This window comes from Formosa bonchosmolovskayae, assembly GCF_051016085.1.
Classification (GTDB): domain Bacteria; phylum Bacteroidota; class Bacteroidia; order Flavobacteriales; family Flavobacteriaceae; genus Formosa.
The window spans coordinates 3775873-3793418 of record NZ_CP174605.1; the positions used below are offsets into that span (position 1 = coordinate 3775873).

Below are 17546 nucleotides of genomic sequence, written 5' to 3' on the forward strand. Positions count from 1 at the left end.
ACTACGTTTTAAAGTTAAGGAAACATCAATGAAATGTTAAGTAATTATATATTGTAAAAAATTGATATTAATAAAGCTAATTCTGCAGTATTACCTTGCGAATTAAAATGGTTTCTTAATTGAATTAAGGCCAAAGACAATTGATTTCTAACCGTTTGAGTAGATATATTTAAAGTTTCTGAAATTTCGTTTGGAGACATATTTTGATACTTATTCATGATTAAAATTTCCCTTCTTTTTTCAGGAAGCTCTTCTAATGCTTTTTTAAGTATTTCAAAAATTTCAGGATTTGAGTCTTCTAAATTTTCATAAATAAAATCTTCAAGTTCCTCAGCCAGTTCAACTAAACTGTTACTTTTCTTTTTATAAAGTTGAAAAAAATTATATTTTACACTTTGGAAAAGATAGCTTTTCAAATTAACAATATTGTGTTCTCGTCTTTTTTCCCATAGCATAACAAATAAATCTTGGATTATTTTATAGGCAGTCTCTTTGTCCTTTGTTAAGCTATAAGCATACATATATAAGCTATCCCAATATGTATTGTATAACTGATCAAAAGCCTTGTAATCGTCCGTTTTAATACAATCTAATAAATAGTTGTCTGAATTATTAATCAATTTTGAATCTGTTAAATTTTTAGTAAAATTATATAACAGAATTCATAATAAATAAACTTGTTCGTTAACAAATTATGATTAAATATATGTAGTTTATAATTTGCCAAAAGACCTATCCCATTCTACCTGTATAAAAACTTTTGTTATTACCGTAATAATTAGTATTCTATAAGTAAGCTAATTTTGCCACTCGGCAATTTCCTTTCTATAAGCGATATTTTCATAATGTGGTACATTTGTACTACATATTTAATAAATGCGGTACATATGAGTTACCAAATATAAATAATAAAGGAATTATAAAGAAAACATTATTTTACATAACACACTAACTATCAGTAAAAAGACACCAAAACAAACTATAAGAAACGTGATTTACTTCCCGATACAAAAATTAGCAAATATATTCCCTAACAACTCATCATTCGTAACTTGACCAGTAATGACTCCAAAATGATACAAAGCCTCACGGATATCTATTGCCATTAAATCACTAGACAAATCGGTATCTAAACCGTGTTGAACCTTTTGGATCTCTTCGAATGCTTTTAGTAAAGCATCGTAATGTCTGGTGTTAGTTACTATCGTTTCATTATTTCTTAAAGCTCCTGTATTTACAAAATCTAAAAGTTTTGTTTTTAAGCCTTCTACCCCTAAACTTGTTTTTGCAGATAGCAAATGTAAATCTGGAAGCTCTTCTTTTAAATGTAAAATAGCAGTTTCATTTAGCTGGTCCACTTTATTTACAATAATCACCATCGGTTTTAATGGATATTTATTTTTAACTTTTTCAATTTCAATTTTAAAGCCATGAATTTTTGTTTCGGAATCTAATTTCGTTCCGTCGGCTAAAAACACTACAACTTGAGATTGTTCAATCTTTTCGAAAGTTTTCTTGATACCTAAACCTTCAACTACATCTGTAGTTTCACGAATACCAGCCGTATCTATAAAACGGAATCCAATACCACCAATACTTAATTCATCTTCTATAGTATCCCGAGTCGTACCTGCAATTTCACTTACAATAGCGCGTTCCTCATTTAATAAGGCATTCAATAAGGTCGATTTTCCAACATTGGGTTCTCCAACAATGGCGACTGGAATTCCGTTTTTAATCACATTTCCAACCGCAAACGAATCGATTAAGCGTTTCAACACAAACGTGATTCGTGTTATCAGTTCTCTAAATTGTGTACGATCGGCAAAAGCCACATCTTCTTCTGCAAAGTCTAATTCTAATTCTATTAACGAGGCAAAATTTAGAAGCTCTTCGCGAAGTTTTGCAATTTCCGAAGAGAATCCGCCACGCATTTGTTGCATTGCGATTTGGTGAGAAGCTTCATTATCACTCGAAATTAAATCGGCTACAGCTTCTGCCTGACTTAAATCTAATTTTCCGTTTAAAAAAGCGCGTAAGGTAAACTCACCCGCATCTGCCATACGACAACCTTTTCGAAGAAATAACTGAATAATTTCTTGCTGAATATATTGCGAACCATGACAAGAAATCTCTATAACATCTTCTCCGGTATACGATTTTGGATTTTTAAAAATAGACACCAAAACCTCATCGATAACACGAGGCCCGTCCATAACATGTCCTAAATGAATGGTGTGTGTTGCTTGATCGCCTAATGTTTTTCCACTTACCGATTTAAAAGCATCACTCGCCAAACGTATAGCATCTTTACCAGACAATCGGATAACAGCAATAGCACCTGCACCCGAAGGCGTCGCTAAAGCAATAATTGTATCGTTATAATTCATACTGCAAAAGTAATCATATTCATTAATAATATAAGGGTATAGACTTATCTAAATCTTAACAGATTTTCCATCATAATTCTATTATATTTGTGCTAAATAATAAAAACAACTGAATATGTTTAAAAAGATTGCTCTACTAAGTGTAGTAGCTTTAGCATTTTCTTGCGCTAAAGAAAAAGATGGATTTGCTCTTAATGCCTCATTTAACGATGCTGTAAATGGTAAATCTGTAAAATTATTAAAAGTAGAAGGTCAAAAACAAGAAGTTATTGACTCTATGACAATTACAAATGGAACAGCAGTTTTTGAAGGATCTGTAGAATCTCCAGACATTTATTTTATCCAAATTGACGAAGTTAGAGGAACAATTCCTGTAATTATTGAAAATGAAGAGATGACAGTCTCTATAAATAGTGATAGTATTTACAATACGCGTGTAAAAGGAAGTAAAGAAAATGATGCTTTCAATACATACCAAGAATATATGGTAGGGCTTCAAAAGAAAAATCAACTGTTAAGTGCCGATTTTAGAAATGCACAACAAAGTCAAGATACTGCGTTAGTTGCAGATATTCAGGCGCGTTACATGGCTATGGTCGACGAGAATTTAGCTCACGATATTGAGTTTATGAAAGAAAATAACGATGCCCTTGTCTCTGCTTTAATTTTAGAGCGTCATTTAGGAAATCCGAAAGTAACAGCTGAACAAAAACAAGACATTTATAATAATTTCACTGAAAAAGTAAAAAATACACGTCCAGGTAAAACTGTAGGTGAGGCTGTCCAAGCTGAAGCTGCTACAACTATAGGAAGTGTTGTTAAAGACTTCTCTGCGCCTAATCCTGAAGGGAAAACAATCTCTTTAAACGAAATTAAAGGAAAAGTTACTATTATCGATTTTTGGGCAGCGTGGTGCGGACCTTGTAGAAAAGAAAACCCGAACTTAGTGAATGTTTACAATAAATATCACGGTAAAGGTTTAGAGATCTTAGGCGTATCTTTAGACGGAACACCAAGACAACAAGATGCAAAAGCAGAATGGATTGCAGCTATCGAAAAAGATGGTTTAGCATGGCACCAAATGTCTAACTTAGATTACTTTAACGACCCAATTGCAAAACAATTTAATATCCGTGCAATTCCTGCAACGTATATTCTTGATGCTGAAGGTAAAATAGTTGCTTCTGGTTTAAGAGGACAAGATTTAGAAAATAAAATTGCTGAATTATTAAATTAAATTTATAATTCTATTATATCTAAAAAGCCTTCATGTTTATTTAAATGTGGAGGCTTTTTCTATGGGTTTGAGGATGTTATAAAAAAATAAGGATTTACAGCATTTTTATTTTATAATCTAAATGAATTGTATGCCATATGCAGTCTTAATTCTTGGTTTAGGATTCCATACCCACGCCTAATTTATATCTCCACATTAGCTATAATCTATGCCCTACTCTTCCATTACGTCAACCTCTTTCACCGTTTCTCCTTTTAGTATCAGCAAGCGGATATCTTCTAAAATTAAATACAAACACGGCACAATAACGAGTATAATTGCTGTGGCAAATACGATCCCAAATCCTAATGAAATGGCCATCGGAATTAAATACATCGCTTGACTTGACGATTCTAAAATGATTGGCGCTAACCCTCCAAATGTGGTCATTGTGGTTAAAATAATAGGACGAAATCGTCTCAAACCGGCCTCGTGAATGGATTCATAAATACTCTTTCCTTCTTTCCGTCGCTTATTTGCATAATCTATCATAATCAAAGAATCATTTACTACAACACCGGACAAGGCAATTACCCCCATTAAACTCACCAAAGACAAATCGTAACCCAATAAAATATGACCAATAACAGCACCCACGATTCCAAACGGAATAGCTGTCATTACAATTATAGGTTGAATATAACTTTGAAACGCAATAGCTAGCAACGCATAAATAAGCAACATGGCAATCGAAAATCCTAATCGTAACGTACCGGTACTTTCCCGCATATCTGCCTGGCTCCCTTCAAAAGTCCACGTAATACCCGGAAAATCTGCTCGTAGTTGTGGTAAGGTTTCCTTCTGAATGGAGGCAATAACACGTCCAGCGGCATTCGCTGGTTCGACATCCATACCTACATTTACAACGCGTCTACCATCTCTCCTATTAATAGTACTAAAAGCTTCACGTTCTTCAATTTCGACCACATCCATTAACGGCACCTCAACACCATCAGGCGTTTGTATGAGAAATTTTTCTAGATTTTTAATATCCTTACGTTCTTCTATGGGTAATTTTACACGAATCTCAATTTCATTCATTCCACGTAATTGCCGCAACGCTAAAGCACCAAAAAAACCATTCCGAACCTGACGCCCAACTTCATCTGATGTGAGTCCTAAATTCCGACCTTGCGGCAACAATTTAAAGTCGTATTGCATTTTACCCTTATTGTAATTATCTGTAACATCTCGAGTATTTGTAAAGGCATCCATACGTTCTACAAAAGCTTTACTGGCCCGCTCTAAAACATCAATATCTGAATGACTCAAATCGACACTAATATCTTGACGTGCGCCACCTGGACCACGTTCTGCTTCAAAAGTAATTTGGTCTACACCTTCAATATCTCCAATATTATCTCGCCACAAAGCAATCACTTCGGCAGCAGTAATATCACGTTCATCAGGTGGCAACATCACTATTTCTACATCAATAAAATTCTGACCGCGCACGTTGGTTTTTATCCCTTCAGCAACTTCATAAAGATTATGCTCTTCGAACATACGCTGCGTCGATTCCGAAATGTTATGTGCGACTTTCGCAGCTTGGTCTGGCGTTGTTCCTACGGGCAAACGCACTCCCGCCTCAATTTCGTCGGCCGCCACTTCAGGCATCATAATCATTCCCATATGGCCACTAAGTCCGTAACCACCCACAACTAATAAAAGAGCTAGGGCTGCACTAAGCGTGATATATCTATATTTTAAACAGATATCCAAATATGGTCGGTAATGCTTATCGATAAGTTTATCGAAACCTTTTGCGAAAGACTGTTGCCAACCTTCTAGTTTTTCGATCCACTTATTTTTGTTTTTTTTCTTTTTAAGATGACCTAAATGAGACGGTAAAATAAACAGCGCTTCAAGCAAAGACACGGCCAAAATCACAATAACAACAGCTGGAAGTGGTTGCCAAAACTTCCCTGTTTCGCCTGGCATAAATAATAAAGGAACGAATGCTATAATTGTTGTTACGATACTAAATGTGACAGGTGATGACACATCTTTTGCTCCCGCAATTGCAGCTTGTATCGGACTAAGACCTTTCTGCCGGTATTCGTACACATTTTCACCCACTACAATCGCATCATCGACCACAATTCCGAGTACAACTAGAAACCCGAACATCGAAATCATATTCACACTAACACCTATTAACGGTAATAAAATCATCCCTCCAATAAAGGAAACAGTCATTCCCATCATCACCCAAAAGGCTAAACGATACTCTAAGAACAGTGTCAAGATAATAAGTACAATTACTACCGCAAGTACGCCGTTTTCTGTTAATAAAGTTAAGCGTTCTTTATAGTCGGCTGCGCGATTACTATCTGTTCGGTATTTTATTTCTGGAGGTAATTGAAAATCTTCCATAATCTCCATCGTGATATCGGCGATATCTAAAGGTGATTGATTTCCGATTCTAAAGATGCGAAGTTCTACATAATTCTGCTGATTGAATTGTCCGTGGAATCCCGTTTCTTCAAAGCCGTCGGTAATTGTAGCGATATCATTTAACGTCACTTTCCCACCATCTTCCGATGATATTATGGTAATATTTCCATATTCTTTAGCCCATTGCTTACGCTCCTGCATACGAAGTAAAATCTCTCCACTCTGCGTTTGAATTGCTCCAGCAGGCACATCGTTACTACTTTGTTGAATAATTGCTGCAACCTGCCCTAGCGTCAAATTATATTTCTGAAGTGTTTGTCTTGGGATCTCAATGCGAGTTTCGTATTCCGGCACATTTCCTAATTCGACTTGAGTGATTTCAGAATTACTTAATAATCTAGTCCGCAACCGTTCTGCAACTTCTCTTAATGTCCAAATATCGGCATCGCCATAAAGTCCAATTTGAAGCACATCGCGTTGCCGTGATTGTAATCTCACTTCGGGCCGTTCAATATCATCTGGAAAGGTCCGAATTCGATTAATCGCTTGGTCAATATCCTGAAAGACTTGCATACGCTCTGATCCAGCCACCAATTCAATACTTATTTCTGCTGAACCTTCACTGGCTTCTGAAACAATTTCTTTAATACCTTGCATGCCTCTTACGGCTTCTTCTACCGGTTGCAATACACCTTGCTCGACTTCGGCAGGTGAGGCGCCCGGATAAGCTACAGAAACCTCTACAAAATCAAGTTGAAATTCAGGAAACACTTCCTTTTGAATGTTGTACATGGTAAACAAACCACCAACAAGAAGGAGCAACATTAATAAATTAGTAGCAATAGAATTCCTAGCCATATATGCTATGGCACCTTCTTTTCGTCTCACCTTTCCTTTATGTATATCGTCCTGCTCTTCCATTGTTTTATAATCGCATTTAGATTACTGTCCTTCCTTTGCTGTCCTTAAGTCTATACCTTCGCTTACAGTACTTAGTTCCGTAATTACCACATGTTCATTATCTTTTAATCCGTCGCTTATATAAGCGTGTGTATCATCTGTTAACACAATTTCAACCTTTCGTATTTCTAATTTATCGGCTTTCATCACCCAAACCGTTTCGTTACTTCTTACATAATCTCGACTCAGTTTCACTACATTTTCTATGGGGTCGGCTTGTATACTTACCGCTACAAAGGTGCCTATCATGAGTTTGGGTTGTCCTTTTAATTCTGAAGTTGTTGCCAGAGGATCCTTAACTTTTACCAAAACCCGTGCTAATCGTGTTTGCCCGTCAAGCGCTCCAATTTGTTTATCTAAATAGCCTTCTCGGAAAGCGCCCTTACGCCAGGCTGATGAATTTTCAATGCGAACTAGAGCTCCTTGCTTGTCCGCTTCATTTGGAAAACTTAGCCATTTCAACTTACCTACAGGCACTGTGGCCATAATCCAATAAAAATCTATACCTACCAAGCGCCCTAAATCATCGCCTTGTGTCACCAATGATCCTTGGGTTACATTCTGACTTAAAATATGTGCATCGAAAGGCGCCCGAATTGTCGTACGGTCTAGATTTAATCGGGCTTGATCTACAGAAGATTCAGCGGCCGAAATATTTGCTTTAACCGCATTAAGCTGTGGTTGCCTAAGCACTAATTGACGCTCTTCTTCCGACAGAGGATTGTCTCCAAAAAGAGAATCTCCAGCAATAAGTTCTAAGTCTTGTTGTGCTATTTGTTGGCGCCCCATTTCGGTATGTAGCGTGGTCTGAATTTGCATAAGTTCACTCTGGCGTAATGCTAACGTATTTCTATAATCTGAAGGATCGATTTGCAACAGCACCTGATTCTTTTTCACAAATCCTCCCGGAGTAAAAGCGGCTGCTCTGCGAACAACTTGACCGGAAACTAGCGGACTTAAATTAATATCTTCTACAGCCTGAACAGTTCCTGTAGCCACAATTGTAGGCTCGAATGTTCCTTTTTTTACAGGGACAACGTCTACCAAAATAGCGGTTTCAATACTTGCACCTTCTTGTTTAGCCTCGGGCTCGGTAGAAAAGATAAGTACAGTAATGAGTATACCAAGCATAAGAATGGCCAGGCAAATCCAAAGTATTTTTTTAGTATTCATAATGTTCTGTTCTTTTATATCAATCTTCAAGTGTTCGTCCTGTATCGAAACTTCCTGCTAGAGCTCTATACAATCTAATCCGCATGAGAATTTGACGTAATTGTGCATCTACATAATCACGGCGCAATTGCTGTTCTTGGTTTAAACCGATTAGCACATCTAAATACGGGCTAAATCCATTTAAAAATTCAATTCGTAATTGCTTGTTACTTTTTTGAGATAGTTCTAACTGACGGTTAATATTTTCCGTACGTTTCTTTTGCATTACCTCTTGAATAAGGCCGTCTTCGACTTCCTGAAACGCCACCAATGTTGTTTGTCCATATTCGAATAAACGTTGTTGTTTGATGGCTTCTGCTCGTTCGACTTCTGCTTGTAATTGTCCACCATAAAAAATCGGAGCCAATATATTTCCAGCTAGAGAATAGGCCCAGTTTTCGAAAAGATTAGCGAAATTATTAGAGCGTAGTTGTCCGTCTATATTTATAGAAATTCTCGGATATTTATTCCGAACAGCAGCAGCCATATCGCGATCTGCAGCAAGTAAAACGGCATACGATTGTTGTAAATCTGGTCTTCGACGTACCAATTCTAAAGACAATCCTGTTGCCGGAAGTTCTGGTAAATTAGGAAAAAAGTGTTCTGAAAACACTAAGGATTCTTGTGGTTGTCTCCCCAAGAGTACAGCTAAGCGATTTTCTAAAATTTGTAAATTCGTACTGTAAATTATATGCTGTTCTTTAGTACTCTCTAATAATTGCGCTTGCCTAAGAATATCTACCGAACGTATTTGTCCGCCAACTAAACGAGATCGCATCAGTTTAATAATGTCTTGATTCGTCTGAATTTGGTCGTCGGTAATTTGTAATTGTTTTTTAGCAGCAAGTAACTCGTACCATGTTGTTGCTATTTCGGCAGATAAGGAAATGGCTGCCGCTCGGTAATCGTACAAGTTGGCTTCTGCCCTAAATTTTTCCGCTTGAACGGCCGTTCGTAGTCGGCCCCATAAGTCTATTTCATAAGATGCAGATAATCCTATTTGTGTATTTTCACCTCCAGTAAAATCATTAAGCGGAAAATTTTCCGCGGTTTGAGCACCAGCATCAATTTGAGGCCATAGATTTGAGGTTTCTATGGAAACTGTTGCTTGCGTAGCTAAGAATTGTTGCCAAGTTGCCGCCAAATCGAAATTACGCTGCATGGCACTATCTATTAACGTATTGAGCTGGTCGTCTTCGAAGGCCATCCACCATTTATCTTCTAAAACCCGTTCTCCGGTGGTCGAAAATTCTTTAACATCTTCAATGGGAAGTGATATCTCTGAAAATTTTGGAGAACAACTAAAAAACAACAAAAATATACCACATAAAACATATGGATAGTTCTGATTGTAATTTATAGTTTTAAAGCGCATTTACCTTATAGCGGATTCATAATACATTCTTAATCAAATTCTAAGATAGAAAAAATTAATAAAATGTAAACGAACAGCATCGATAGCGTTAATAATTAAAGCTATTAAGGTAGAATTGAGAATTGAGAATTGAGAATTGAGAATTGAGAATTGAGAAAGTTATAAATCAGCACGAATTCCTACCAATTTTTACACTAAAAATATTAATATAATCTGAACGTTGCCCTACTTCTTATATCTTGACTTATGTTCTAAGTTCTACATACCAAGTATTCAAACTTAATATATCAATTAAGCTTCCCTGTCTTGTGCATAGCAAAGAGAATAATAATCGGAATTGCCAATAAACCAACCATTAATAAGTTGGTTTTAAATAGCATAGGAAGTAATATTAATGTAGTAATATATCCTCCAATAGCACCACCAAAATGGGCATCGTGACCAATATTTCCCACTCGATTTTTCATCCCATAAATAGAATACAACAAATAACCAATTCCAAACACATACGCTGGAATAGGTATCGGAATAAAAAACATATATAAACTCATATTAGGTTGCAATAAAATCGCCGAATATAAGATTCCCGTTACCGCACCACTCGCTCCTACTGCACTGTATTGGTATTCATTTTTATGAAAATATAAAGACAGTAAACTTCCTAAAACTAAGCTTACCACATATACTACTATAAAATTAAAATTGCCCAAAAACGACACCACAACGTCGGCAAAAAAATAAAGCGTAAACATATTAAAAAACAAGTGGGATGTATCTACATGTAAAAAACCAGAACTAAATATTCTCAATTTTTCACCACGATTTATGGCACCTACATTAAATTTATATTTTTCAAAAAACGAAAAATCGTTGAAGCCTTTCATCGATATAATTACATTGGCTACAATAATTACAATAGTCACTAAACTTAAATTACCCATAAACTATAATCTTATCATTCAAATATACTATATATTTGTTACTGCAAAACTAAAACTAAATAATGCAATTCCTCGCTTATATTCTTGTTTATCCATTTATTTGGTTAATTTCTATACTTCCCTTTAGGATGCTATACGCATTCTCAGATTTTTTGTATGTACTATTATATCATATTATTGGTTACAGAAGAAAAGTAGTAAAAATGAATTTAGATTTGGTATTCCCAAATAAATCTGAAGTAGAAAAAACGCGTATTACCAAAGCATTTTATCATCATTTATGCGACATGACTGTTGAATCTATGAAATCGTTAACCATTTCTGATGCTGAAATGAAAAAGCGCTTCCAATTTCAAAGTTTAGACGTTATTCAAGATTTAATAGATAATAATAAAAGTGTGGCTTTAATGTGTGCCCACTATGGTAGCTGGGAGTGGATCTTTGTGTTACAATCTTATATCGATGTAAAAGGGTACGCTGTTTATAAAAAATTAAGAAATCCTTATTTCGATAAATTAGTAAAAAAAATACGAGCAAAATACGACAGTTACCTAATTACAACCAAGGAAACTGTACCTACATTAATGCGTGCCAAAGTAAATGGCGATTTAAATATTTGCGGATTTGTGTCGGACCAATCTCCTAAATTACATAGTGCACATTATTGGGCCGATTTTATGGGGATTAAAGTCCCTGTGTACACAGGTGCCGAAATGCTTTCGAAACGATTAGACATGTCTGTAGTTTTTTTTAAAACAAAGCGCTTAAAACGCGGGTATTACGAAACCACTTTCGAATTACTAGCAGAACATGCTAAAGACTATAAAGATTACGAGATTACCGATTTATTCTTAAGAAAAGTCGAGAAACAAATTGAAGAAGCTCCAGAATATTATTTATGGACCCACAAACGTTGGAAACATCGGGATAATGTACCAGCGGAATTTCAGTAGTTAAAAACAAAAATTTCACACCCATTTGTAATCAACCTAAAAACTCTTGCTGTTCATTTTTTCCATTGATGAAAAAACGAACCAAAAAAATCTAGGCTTACGAATCTTTATCTAAATTTATCGCTCAACACCTAAATTTCAGGAACTCGCTATGAAAATTATAGATAACAAAAAAATACGTCTAGCTCAGACAGCCTGAAATTTCACGTTGTTTTCACTTCAAATTTTACGATAAATTTTCGATAGGCCAGAAAGCATTTCTCTTCATCATAATTCTCGAACAAACAAAATATTATAGACTATTGGTCCATATTACATAAAAATAGACCTTACAAGTTTCTAAAACTTATAAGGTCAATATATTATCTACAATTTAAGAAATTACAAACCTGCAATTTCAGAGATTTCAGCTATAAAGCGATCTGCTAATTCATCAGCTTCTGTTTGGCTACCGGCTTCTGTATAAATACGAATTATAGGCTCTGTATTACTTTTACGTAGGTGCACCCAATTGGTAGGGAAATCTATTTTTACACCATCTATAGTTGTAATGTCTTCCGATGCATATTTCTCTTCCATCGCTTTTAAAATACCGCCTACATCTAATTGAGGTGTTAACGCAATTTTCTTTTTACTCATATAATACTGCGGGTATGATGCTTTTAATGCACTAACCGACATTTTCTTCTCTGCTAATAAACTTAAAAATAATGCCACACCAACAAAGGCGTCACGACCATAGTGAGAGGCTGGGTAGATAATGCCGCCATTACCTTCTCCTCCAATAACTACATTATTTTTCTTCATTAACGTTACTACATTCACTTCTCCAACAGCACTTGCTTCGTACGTTCCGCCATGTTTTTCAGTAACATCTCGAAGTGCACGTGTCGAGCTCATATTACTAACAGTGTTCCCTGGATTTTTACTCAATACATAATCGGCACAAGCCACAAGCGTGTATTCTTCACCAAACATCTCACCATTTTCGTCCATAAAGGCTAAACGATCTACATCAGGATCGACTACAATTCCAAAATCGGCATGTTCTTTCACAACCGCTTCAGATAAATCGGTTAAATGCTCTTTTAAAGGCTCGGGATTGTGAGGAAATTGTCCGTTTGGCTCACAGAATAATTTTACCGCTTCAACACCTAATCGCTCTAAAAGTAATGGAATAGCTAATCCTCCTGTAGAATTCACACCATCCACAACGACTTTAAATTTTGCATCTTTAATAGCATCTACATTTACTAATGGTAAATCTAAAACTTCATCGATATGTATATCTATATAGGCATCATTTATAGAAATTTCTCCTAGACTGTCTACATCTGCAAACTGAACTGTATCGGCCTCAGCATATTCTAATATTTTAGCGCCTTCTTCAGCATTTAAAAACTCGCCTTTAGCATCTAATAATTTTAGTGCATTCCATTGTTTAGGATTATGACTTGCTGTTAAGATAATACCACCATCGGCATGTTCTAAAGGCACAGCAATTTCTACAGTTGGTGTGGTAGACAAACCTAAATCGATAACATGAATTCCCATCCCAACCAAAGTATTCATAACTAAACTCTGAATCATTTCTCCAGAAATTCGAGCATCACGCCCCACAACGACTCTGTAATCTTCTTTATTACGTTGCTTCTTGATCCATGTTCCATAGGCCGCCGCAAATTTAACGGCATCAATAGGAGTTAAATTATCTCCTACAGCACCTCCAATGGTGCCTCGTATTCCTGAAATTGATTTAATTAGTGTCATAAAATAGTTTAAGTTTCAACAAATATAATATTTCATTATGGTAATCTTATATTTTGAATTTGTAAATTCCCCAAATGAATTATTTAGCTCATATTTATCTTTCTGAAGACCATGAACAGGTAACTATCGGAAATTTTATTGCCGATGGAAATGGTATCACAGGAAAATCGTATCAGAAATTCCCAAAAGCCATTCAAGTCGGTATTTTATTGCATCGCCAAATTGATACATTTACAGATGCACATCCAACCGTAAAACAAAGTAAAAAACGTTTACACAAAAATTATGGTCATTATTCAGGAATTATAGTCGATATTTTTTACGACCATTTTTTGGCTAAAAACTGGAGTAATTATTCCGATGTGCCATTAGAAGATTATGCACAAAAGTTCTACACGTTACTTCAGACTAATTATGAAAATTTACCAGAACGCACCCAATATCTTTTACCATACATGACTAAAGGTAACTGGCTGGTAACTTACGCCACCATCGATGGCATAGAAAAAGTGCTTATTGGGATGGATAACCGGACTAAAAATCTATCGAACATGCAATTATCTATAACAGAATTACAAACCCATTACAACGCATTTGAAGCCGAATTCACGTCGTTTTTCGAAGACTTATGTCAGTTTTCACACACTAAATTAAATACCATTTTAAAGACAATATGAAGTTTATATTTTACCTTTTTATAAGTTTACTGTGCTTTTCATCTTGTAAAGAATCTTTACCTACGCCTAAGGAGAAAATAACAGGAGTTACCTCACAAAAGGCCATGGTTGTTTCCGCTAGAAAAGAAGCTTCTATAATAGGAACTTCTATTTTAAAACAAGGTGGTAATGCTTTCGATGCCATGATGGCCACAGAATTAGCACTTGCTGTAGCATATCCTTATGCGGGGAATTTAGGTGGTGGTGGCTTCATGGTCTATAGATTAAACAACGGAGATATTGGCGCACTAGATTATCGTGAACAAGCCCCAATGGGTGCCACAAAATCCATGTACCTAGACAACAATGGAAACGTAATTCCTAATAAAAGCACACTTGGAAGTATGGCTATTGGTGTTCCAGGAACCGTTGCCGGTGTATTTACTGCGCATGAAAAATTTGGAACGTTACCGGTATCTACAATATTAAAACCTGTAATTGCCTTGGCCAAACGTGGCGTAGTTGTTACAGATAAACAAGCCCTCCGTATTCAAGCAAAACGTCCTTTATTTCAAGAGGTTAATAAAGACACTATTATTTTTGATGCCGATTGGAAAGCAAACGACACCATAAAATATCCTGTATTAGCGACTACCTTAGAAAAAATTATGGCCACAGGGAAAGATGGATTTTACAAAGGCGACATTGCAAAAACTTTAGCGAAATTTATTCAAGATAATGGAGGCATTATTACTGAAGAAGACTTAGCAAATTATGAAGCCAAGTGGCGCACGCCAGTAGTTTTTAATTACGACGATTTAAAAATTATTTCTATGTCCCCGCCCTCTAGTGGAGGAATTTGCTTAGGACAAATAATGAACATGATAGAACCTTACGATTTAGAAGTATTCGGACATAACAGTACTAAAGCCATTCAGATTATTACAGAAGCAGAACGTCGTGCCTATGCCGATAGAAGCTACTATTTAGGCGACCCAGATTTTGTGGACATACCAACCGAAACCTTGTTAAGCGATGCCTATCTAAAAGATAGAATGTCTAATGTATCTTTCGATCAAGCCACACTATCATCGTCTTTAACACATGGGAATGTAGAACTGGTTGAAAGCGACGAAACCACGCATTATTCTATAGTCGACCAGTTTGGAAACGCCATCGCCGTGACAACCACCTTAAATGGGGCTTATGGGTCTAAATTATACTGTTCGGAATTGGGATTCTTTTTAAATAACGAAATGGACGATTTTAGCAGTAAACCAGGCGAACCAAATATGTTTGGATTAATTGGAGCTGAAGCCAATAGCATTGCACCACAAAAACGTATGCTGAGTTCGATGACACCAACTATAGTCGAGAAAAATGGCGAGCTTTATATGTCGGTAGGAACGCCTGGAGGTTCCACCATAATTACCTGTGTATTGCAAACCATTTTAAACGTGCACGAATTTAATATGGGCATGCAAGAAGCAGTGAATGCACCACGTTTTCATCATCAATGGCTACCTGACGAAGTTTTAATGGAACCTAATAAATTCAATCGTAAAACCATTTCAGAACTAGAAGCTAAAGGCTATCTTATTAACGAAAAGGATGCGCCAATAATTGGTCGTGTAGATGGTATCTTAAAACGAGAAGATGGAACGCTAGAAGCCGGAGCAGATTATCGTGGAGATGATACTGCAATCGGATTATAAATCGTAAATTTGCACTTTTAAATCATCTATATGTCTGCAAAAAAAATCCTTAAAATCGTTGCTGGAATTATAATATTCTTCACCCTGCCTAGTATGTTGTTTTTTGGGTATTTATATTTTAAATATAATGAAGATTTACCAGAATCTACACCCACCAAAGCTGCCGATGTTGTCGCTCAAAACATGTTGGATGCCTTAGATTACAAAGCGTATAAAAACACCAATTATATTGAGTGGACTTTTAATAATCGTCATCACTATAAATGGAAAAAGAGTGAAAATTTTTGTGAAGTCTATTGGAAAGATATCAAAGTAGATTTACAATTAAACACACCCAATTCAAGTCGGGTTATAAAAAACAAAGACACTTTAAATCCTGCAGATGCCAAAGCATATATTACAAAAGCAGTAGACTATTTTAATAACGATTCCTTTTGGTTAATAGCGCCTTACAAAGTATTCGATGCAGGTACAACACGTAGCTTAGTACCGCTAGAAAATAACGAACAAGGCCTTTTAATTTCTTACACTTCTGGAGGAAGTACACCAGGTGATTCGTATATGTGGTTATTAGACCAAGACTATAAACCTACCGCTTTTAAAATGTGGGTTTCAATTTTACCAATTGAAGGTTTAGAAGCGTCTTGGAGCAATTGGACGACTACAGAAACGGGAGCTCAACTGCCTGATTCTCATAAATTATTGTTTTTAGGTTTAGACATTACAGACATTAAAACAGCTATTTAATTTTTTATAAAACCTTGCGAATACAGCTTCCAACAATGAGTTGCTTCCATAATTTTGGTTACCACACCGTGTGCCTTTCTATTAATTTATTTTAAATAAATGTGGACCTAGGAATCATAAATGTTCTTTTATTTAGGATTTCGCTTTAAAGCAAAAAACCACGTATTTAAAATTTAATAATTCTAGTACTCACATTTTCATTTTTTAATCAATAAAGATGAATATTTCGTTAAATTACTCATAGATTACATCCTATTTTTATCATTCCTTTAAAAGGACTATCAGATAGTATTATTCAAAAACACGGTGAAAATTCAGATTGAAAAGATTAAATTTACTAATTTTGACTAAATAACTAACCGAATTGACATGGATAACGATTTATTAAAATCCTTGAATAATTACCTTACTCCCGACCTAATCACACAAGCATCAGACACATTAGGAGAAACCGAAGCTAATGTGTTTAAATCTATAACTAATGCTATCCCTACCCTTTTAATGGGAATGCTTAATAAAACCAACGATAGCACAACAATGGATTTAATAATGAGTCTAGCAAATAGCAACGACTTAGACACATCTGGTGTACTTTTAGATTTACCAAGATCACTTTCTAGCGACAGAAAAAAAACCACTGTCGAAGCTGGAACCACCATGCTAAATCTGCTTTTTGGCAACAAACAATCTAGTTTATTTGATATTTTAGTGAATGTTACGGGTGTTAAGAAGACTTCTGTATCGCGAATTATGCTTATGACTGCGCCAATGATTCTTGCATATATTCGCAAATCAGAATATACTACAGAAACCTTAAAGCAAGCACTTCTTTCTCAACAAGATCAAATTGCAAAGCAGGCTCCAAGCGAGTTGCCGGCTTTTCTAAAACAAAGTCAGCATGTAAAGCCTGAAAAAAAGACCAGAGTAAGAACACATAAAAGAAAGAAAACTGAAGCGCCTAATACCAAGTGGATTTTGCCTTTCTTAATTTTTATAGCATCTCTACTCATTCTATATATTATGAGTTAATCTTGTAGATACCGGAAAAGAGTTAAAAGCTGATGGATTATACATCGGCTTTTATTTTATCCCAAATTCAAAACGAGGACTTAGATAAACCCCTCTGTTTTTAATCTTATAGCATCATTTATTTA

General features: G+C 35.6%; 13 protein-coding genes. 6 read left to right on the top strand and 7 right to left on the bottom strand.

What is annotated here, in order from left to right; genetic code table 11:
* Positions 1-44: 44 nt before the first annotated feature.
* Together ACKC83_RS16235 and mnmE are read right to left on the bottom strand one after the other, a co-directional pair.
* Positions 45-620 carry a sigma-70 family RNA polymerase sigma factor gene (locus tag ACKC83_RS16235; RefSeq protein ID WP_434036346.1) on the bottom strand — a complete coding sequence of 192 codons (576 nt, stop codon included), beginning with the start codon at positions 618-620 and terminating at the stop codon, positions 45-47.
* A gap of 375 nt (positions 621-995) precedes the next feature.
* Positions 996-2390 carry a tRNA uridine-5-carboxymethylaminomethyl(34) synthesis GTPase MnmE gene (gene mnmE / locus ACKC83_RS16240; protein ID WP_434036347.1) on the bottom strand — a complete coding sequence of 465 codons (1395 nt, stop codon included), beginning with the start codon at positions 2388-2390 and terminating at the stop codon, positions 996-998.
* A 115-nt stretch (positions 2391-2505) separates the two neighbouring features.
* Here mnmE and ACKC83_RS16245 point away from each other — a divergent pair, with 115 nt between their 5' ends.
* Entirely contained in the window at positions 2506-3627 is a 1122-nt protein-coding gene (locus ACKC83_RS16245) for a redoxin domain-containing protein (RefSeq protein ID WP_434036348.1), read from the top strand.
* Between the two features lie 213 nt (positions 3628-3840).
* Here the strand turns inward: ACKC83_RS16245 and ACKC83_RS16250 are convergent, their stop codons facing one another.
* The 4 genes from ACKC83_RS16250 to ACKC83_RS16265 form a co-directional block, all read right to left on the bottom strand.
* The gene (locus ACKC83_RS16250) at positions 3841-6984 is read right to left on the bottom strand and encodes an efflux RND transporter permease subunit (RefSeq protein ID WP_434036349.1); all 3144 of its coding nucleotides are present in this window, start codon (positions 6982-6984) and stop codon (positions 3841-3843) included.
* A gap of 21 nt (positions 6985-7005) precedes the next feature.
* Positions 7006-8196 carry an efflux RND transporter periplasmic adaptor subunit gene (locus ACKC83_RS16255; RefSeq protein ID WP_434036350.1) on the bottom strand — a complete coding sequence of 397 codons (1191 nt, stop codon included), beginning with the start codon at positions 8194-8196 and terminating at the stop codon, positions 7006-7008.
* A gap of 19 nt (positions 8197-8215) precedes the next feature.
* On the bottom strand, positions 8216-9610 hold the full coding sequence (locus ACKC83_RS16260; protein WP_434036351.1) for a TolC family protein: 1395 nt from the start codon (positions 9608-9610) through the stop codon (positions 8216-8218).
* 287 nt (positions 9611-9897) lie between these two features.
* Positions 9898-10551: a rhomboid family intramembrane serine protease gene (locus tag ACKC83_RS16265; protein WP_414034934.1), complete on the bottom strand. Its 654-nt coding sequence runs from the start codon at positions 10549-10551 to the stop codon at positions 9898-9900.
* A gap of 62 nt (positions 10552-10613) precedes the next feature.
* Here ACKC83_RS16265 and ACKC83_RS16270 point away from each other — a divergent pair, with 62 nt between their 5' ends.
* Positions 10614-11504 (top strand): lysophospholipid acyltransferase family protein, encoded by an 891-nt coding sequence (locus ACKC83_RS16270; RefSeq protein WP_414034935.1) that lies wholly within the window; start codon positions 10614-10616, stop codon positions 11502-11504.
* A 381-nt stretch (positions 11505-11885) separates the two neighbouring features.
* Here ACKC83_RS16270 and glmM read toward each other — a convergent pair whose 3' ends face one another.
* Positions 11886-13274 (bottom strand): phosphoglucosamine mutase, encoded by a 1389-nt coding sequence (gene glmM / locus ACKC83_RS16275; RefSeq protein WP_434036352.1) that lies wholly within the window; start codon positions 13272-13274, stop codon positions 11886-11888.
* A 74-nt stretch (positions 13275-13348) separates the two neighbouring features.
* Here glmM and ACKC83_RS16280 point away from each other — a divergent pair, with 74 nt between their 5' ends.
* The 4 genes from ACKC83_RS16280 to ACKC83_RS16295 all read left to right on the top strand — a co-directional run bounded on the left by ACKC83_RS16280 (position 13349) and on the right by ACKC83_RS16295 (position 17421).
* Positions 13349-13951: an ACP phosphodiesterase gene (locus ACKC83_RS16280; protein ID WP_434036353.1), complete on the top strand. Its 603-nt coding sequence runs from the start codon at positions 13349-13351 to the stop codon at positions 13949-13951.
* Complete coding sequence (ggt, locus tag ACKC83_RS16285) at positions 13948-15645, top strand: gamma-glutamyltransferase (RefSeq protein ID WP_434036354.1); 1698 nt, start codon at positions 13948-13950, stop codon at positions 15643-15645. Before ACKC83_RS16280 ends, ggt begins: the two co-directional genes overlap by 4 nt.
* A 30-nt stretch (positions 15646-15675) precedes the next feature.
* On the top strand, positions 15676-16392 hold the full coding sequence (locus ACKC83_RS16290; protein ID WP_434036355.1) for a hypothetical protein: 717 nt from the start codon (positions 15676-15678) through the stop codon (positions 16390-16392).
* A 369-nt stretch (positions 16393-16761) separates the two neighbouring features.
* Positions 16762-17421: a DUF937 domain-containing protein gene (locus tag ACKC83_RS16295; RefSeq protein WP_434036356.1), complete on the top strand. Its 660-nt coding sequence runs from the start codon at positions 16762-16764 to the stop codon at positions 17419-17421.
* Positions 17422-17546: the final 125 nt, after the last annotated feature.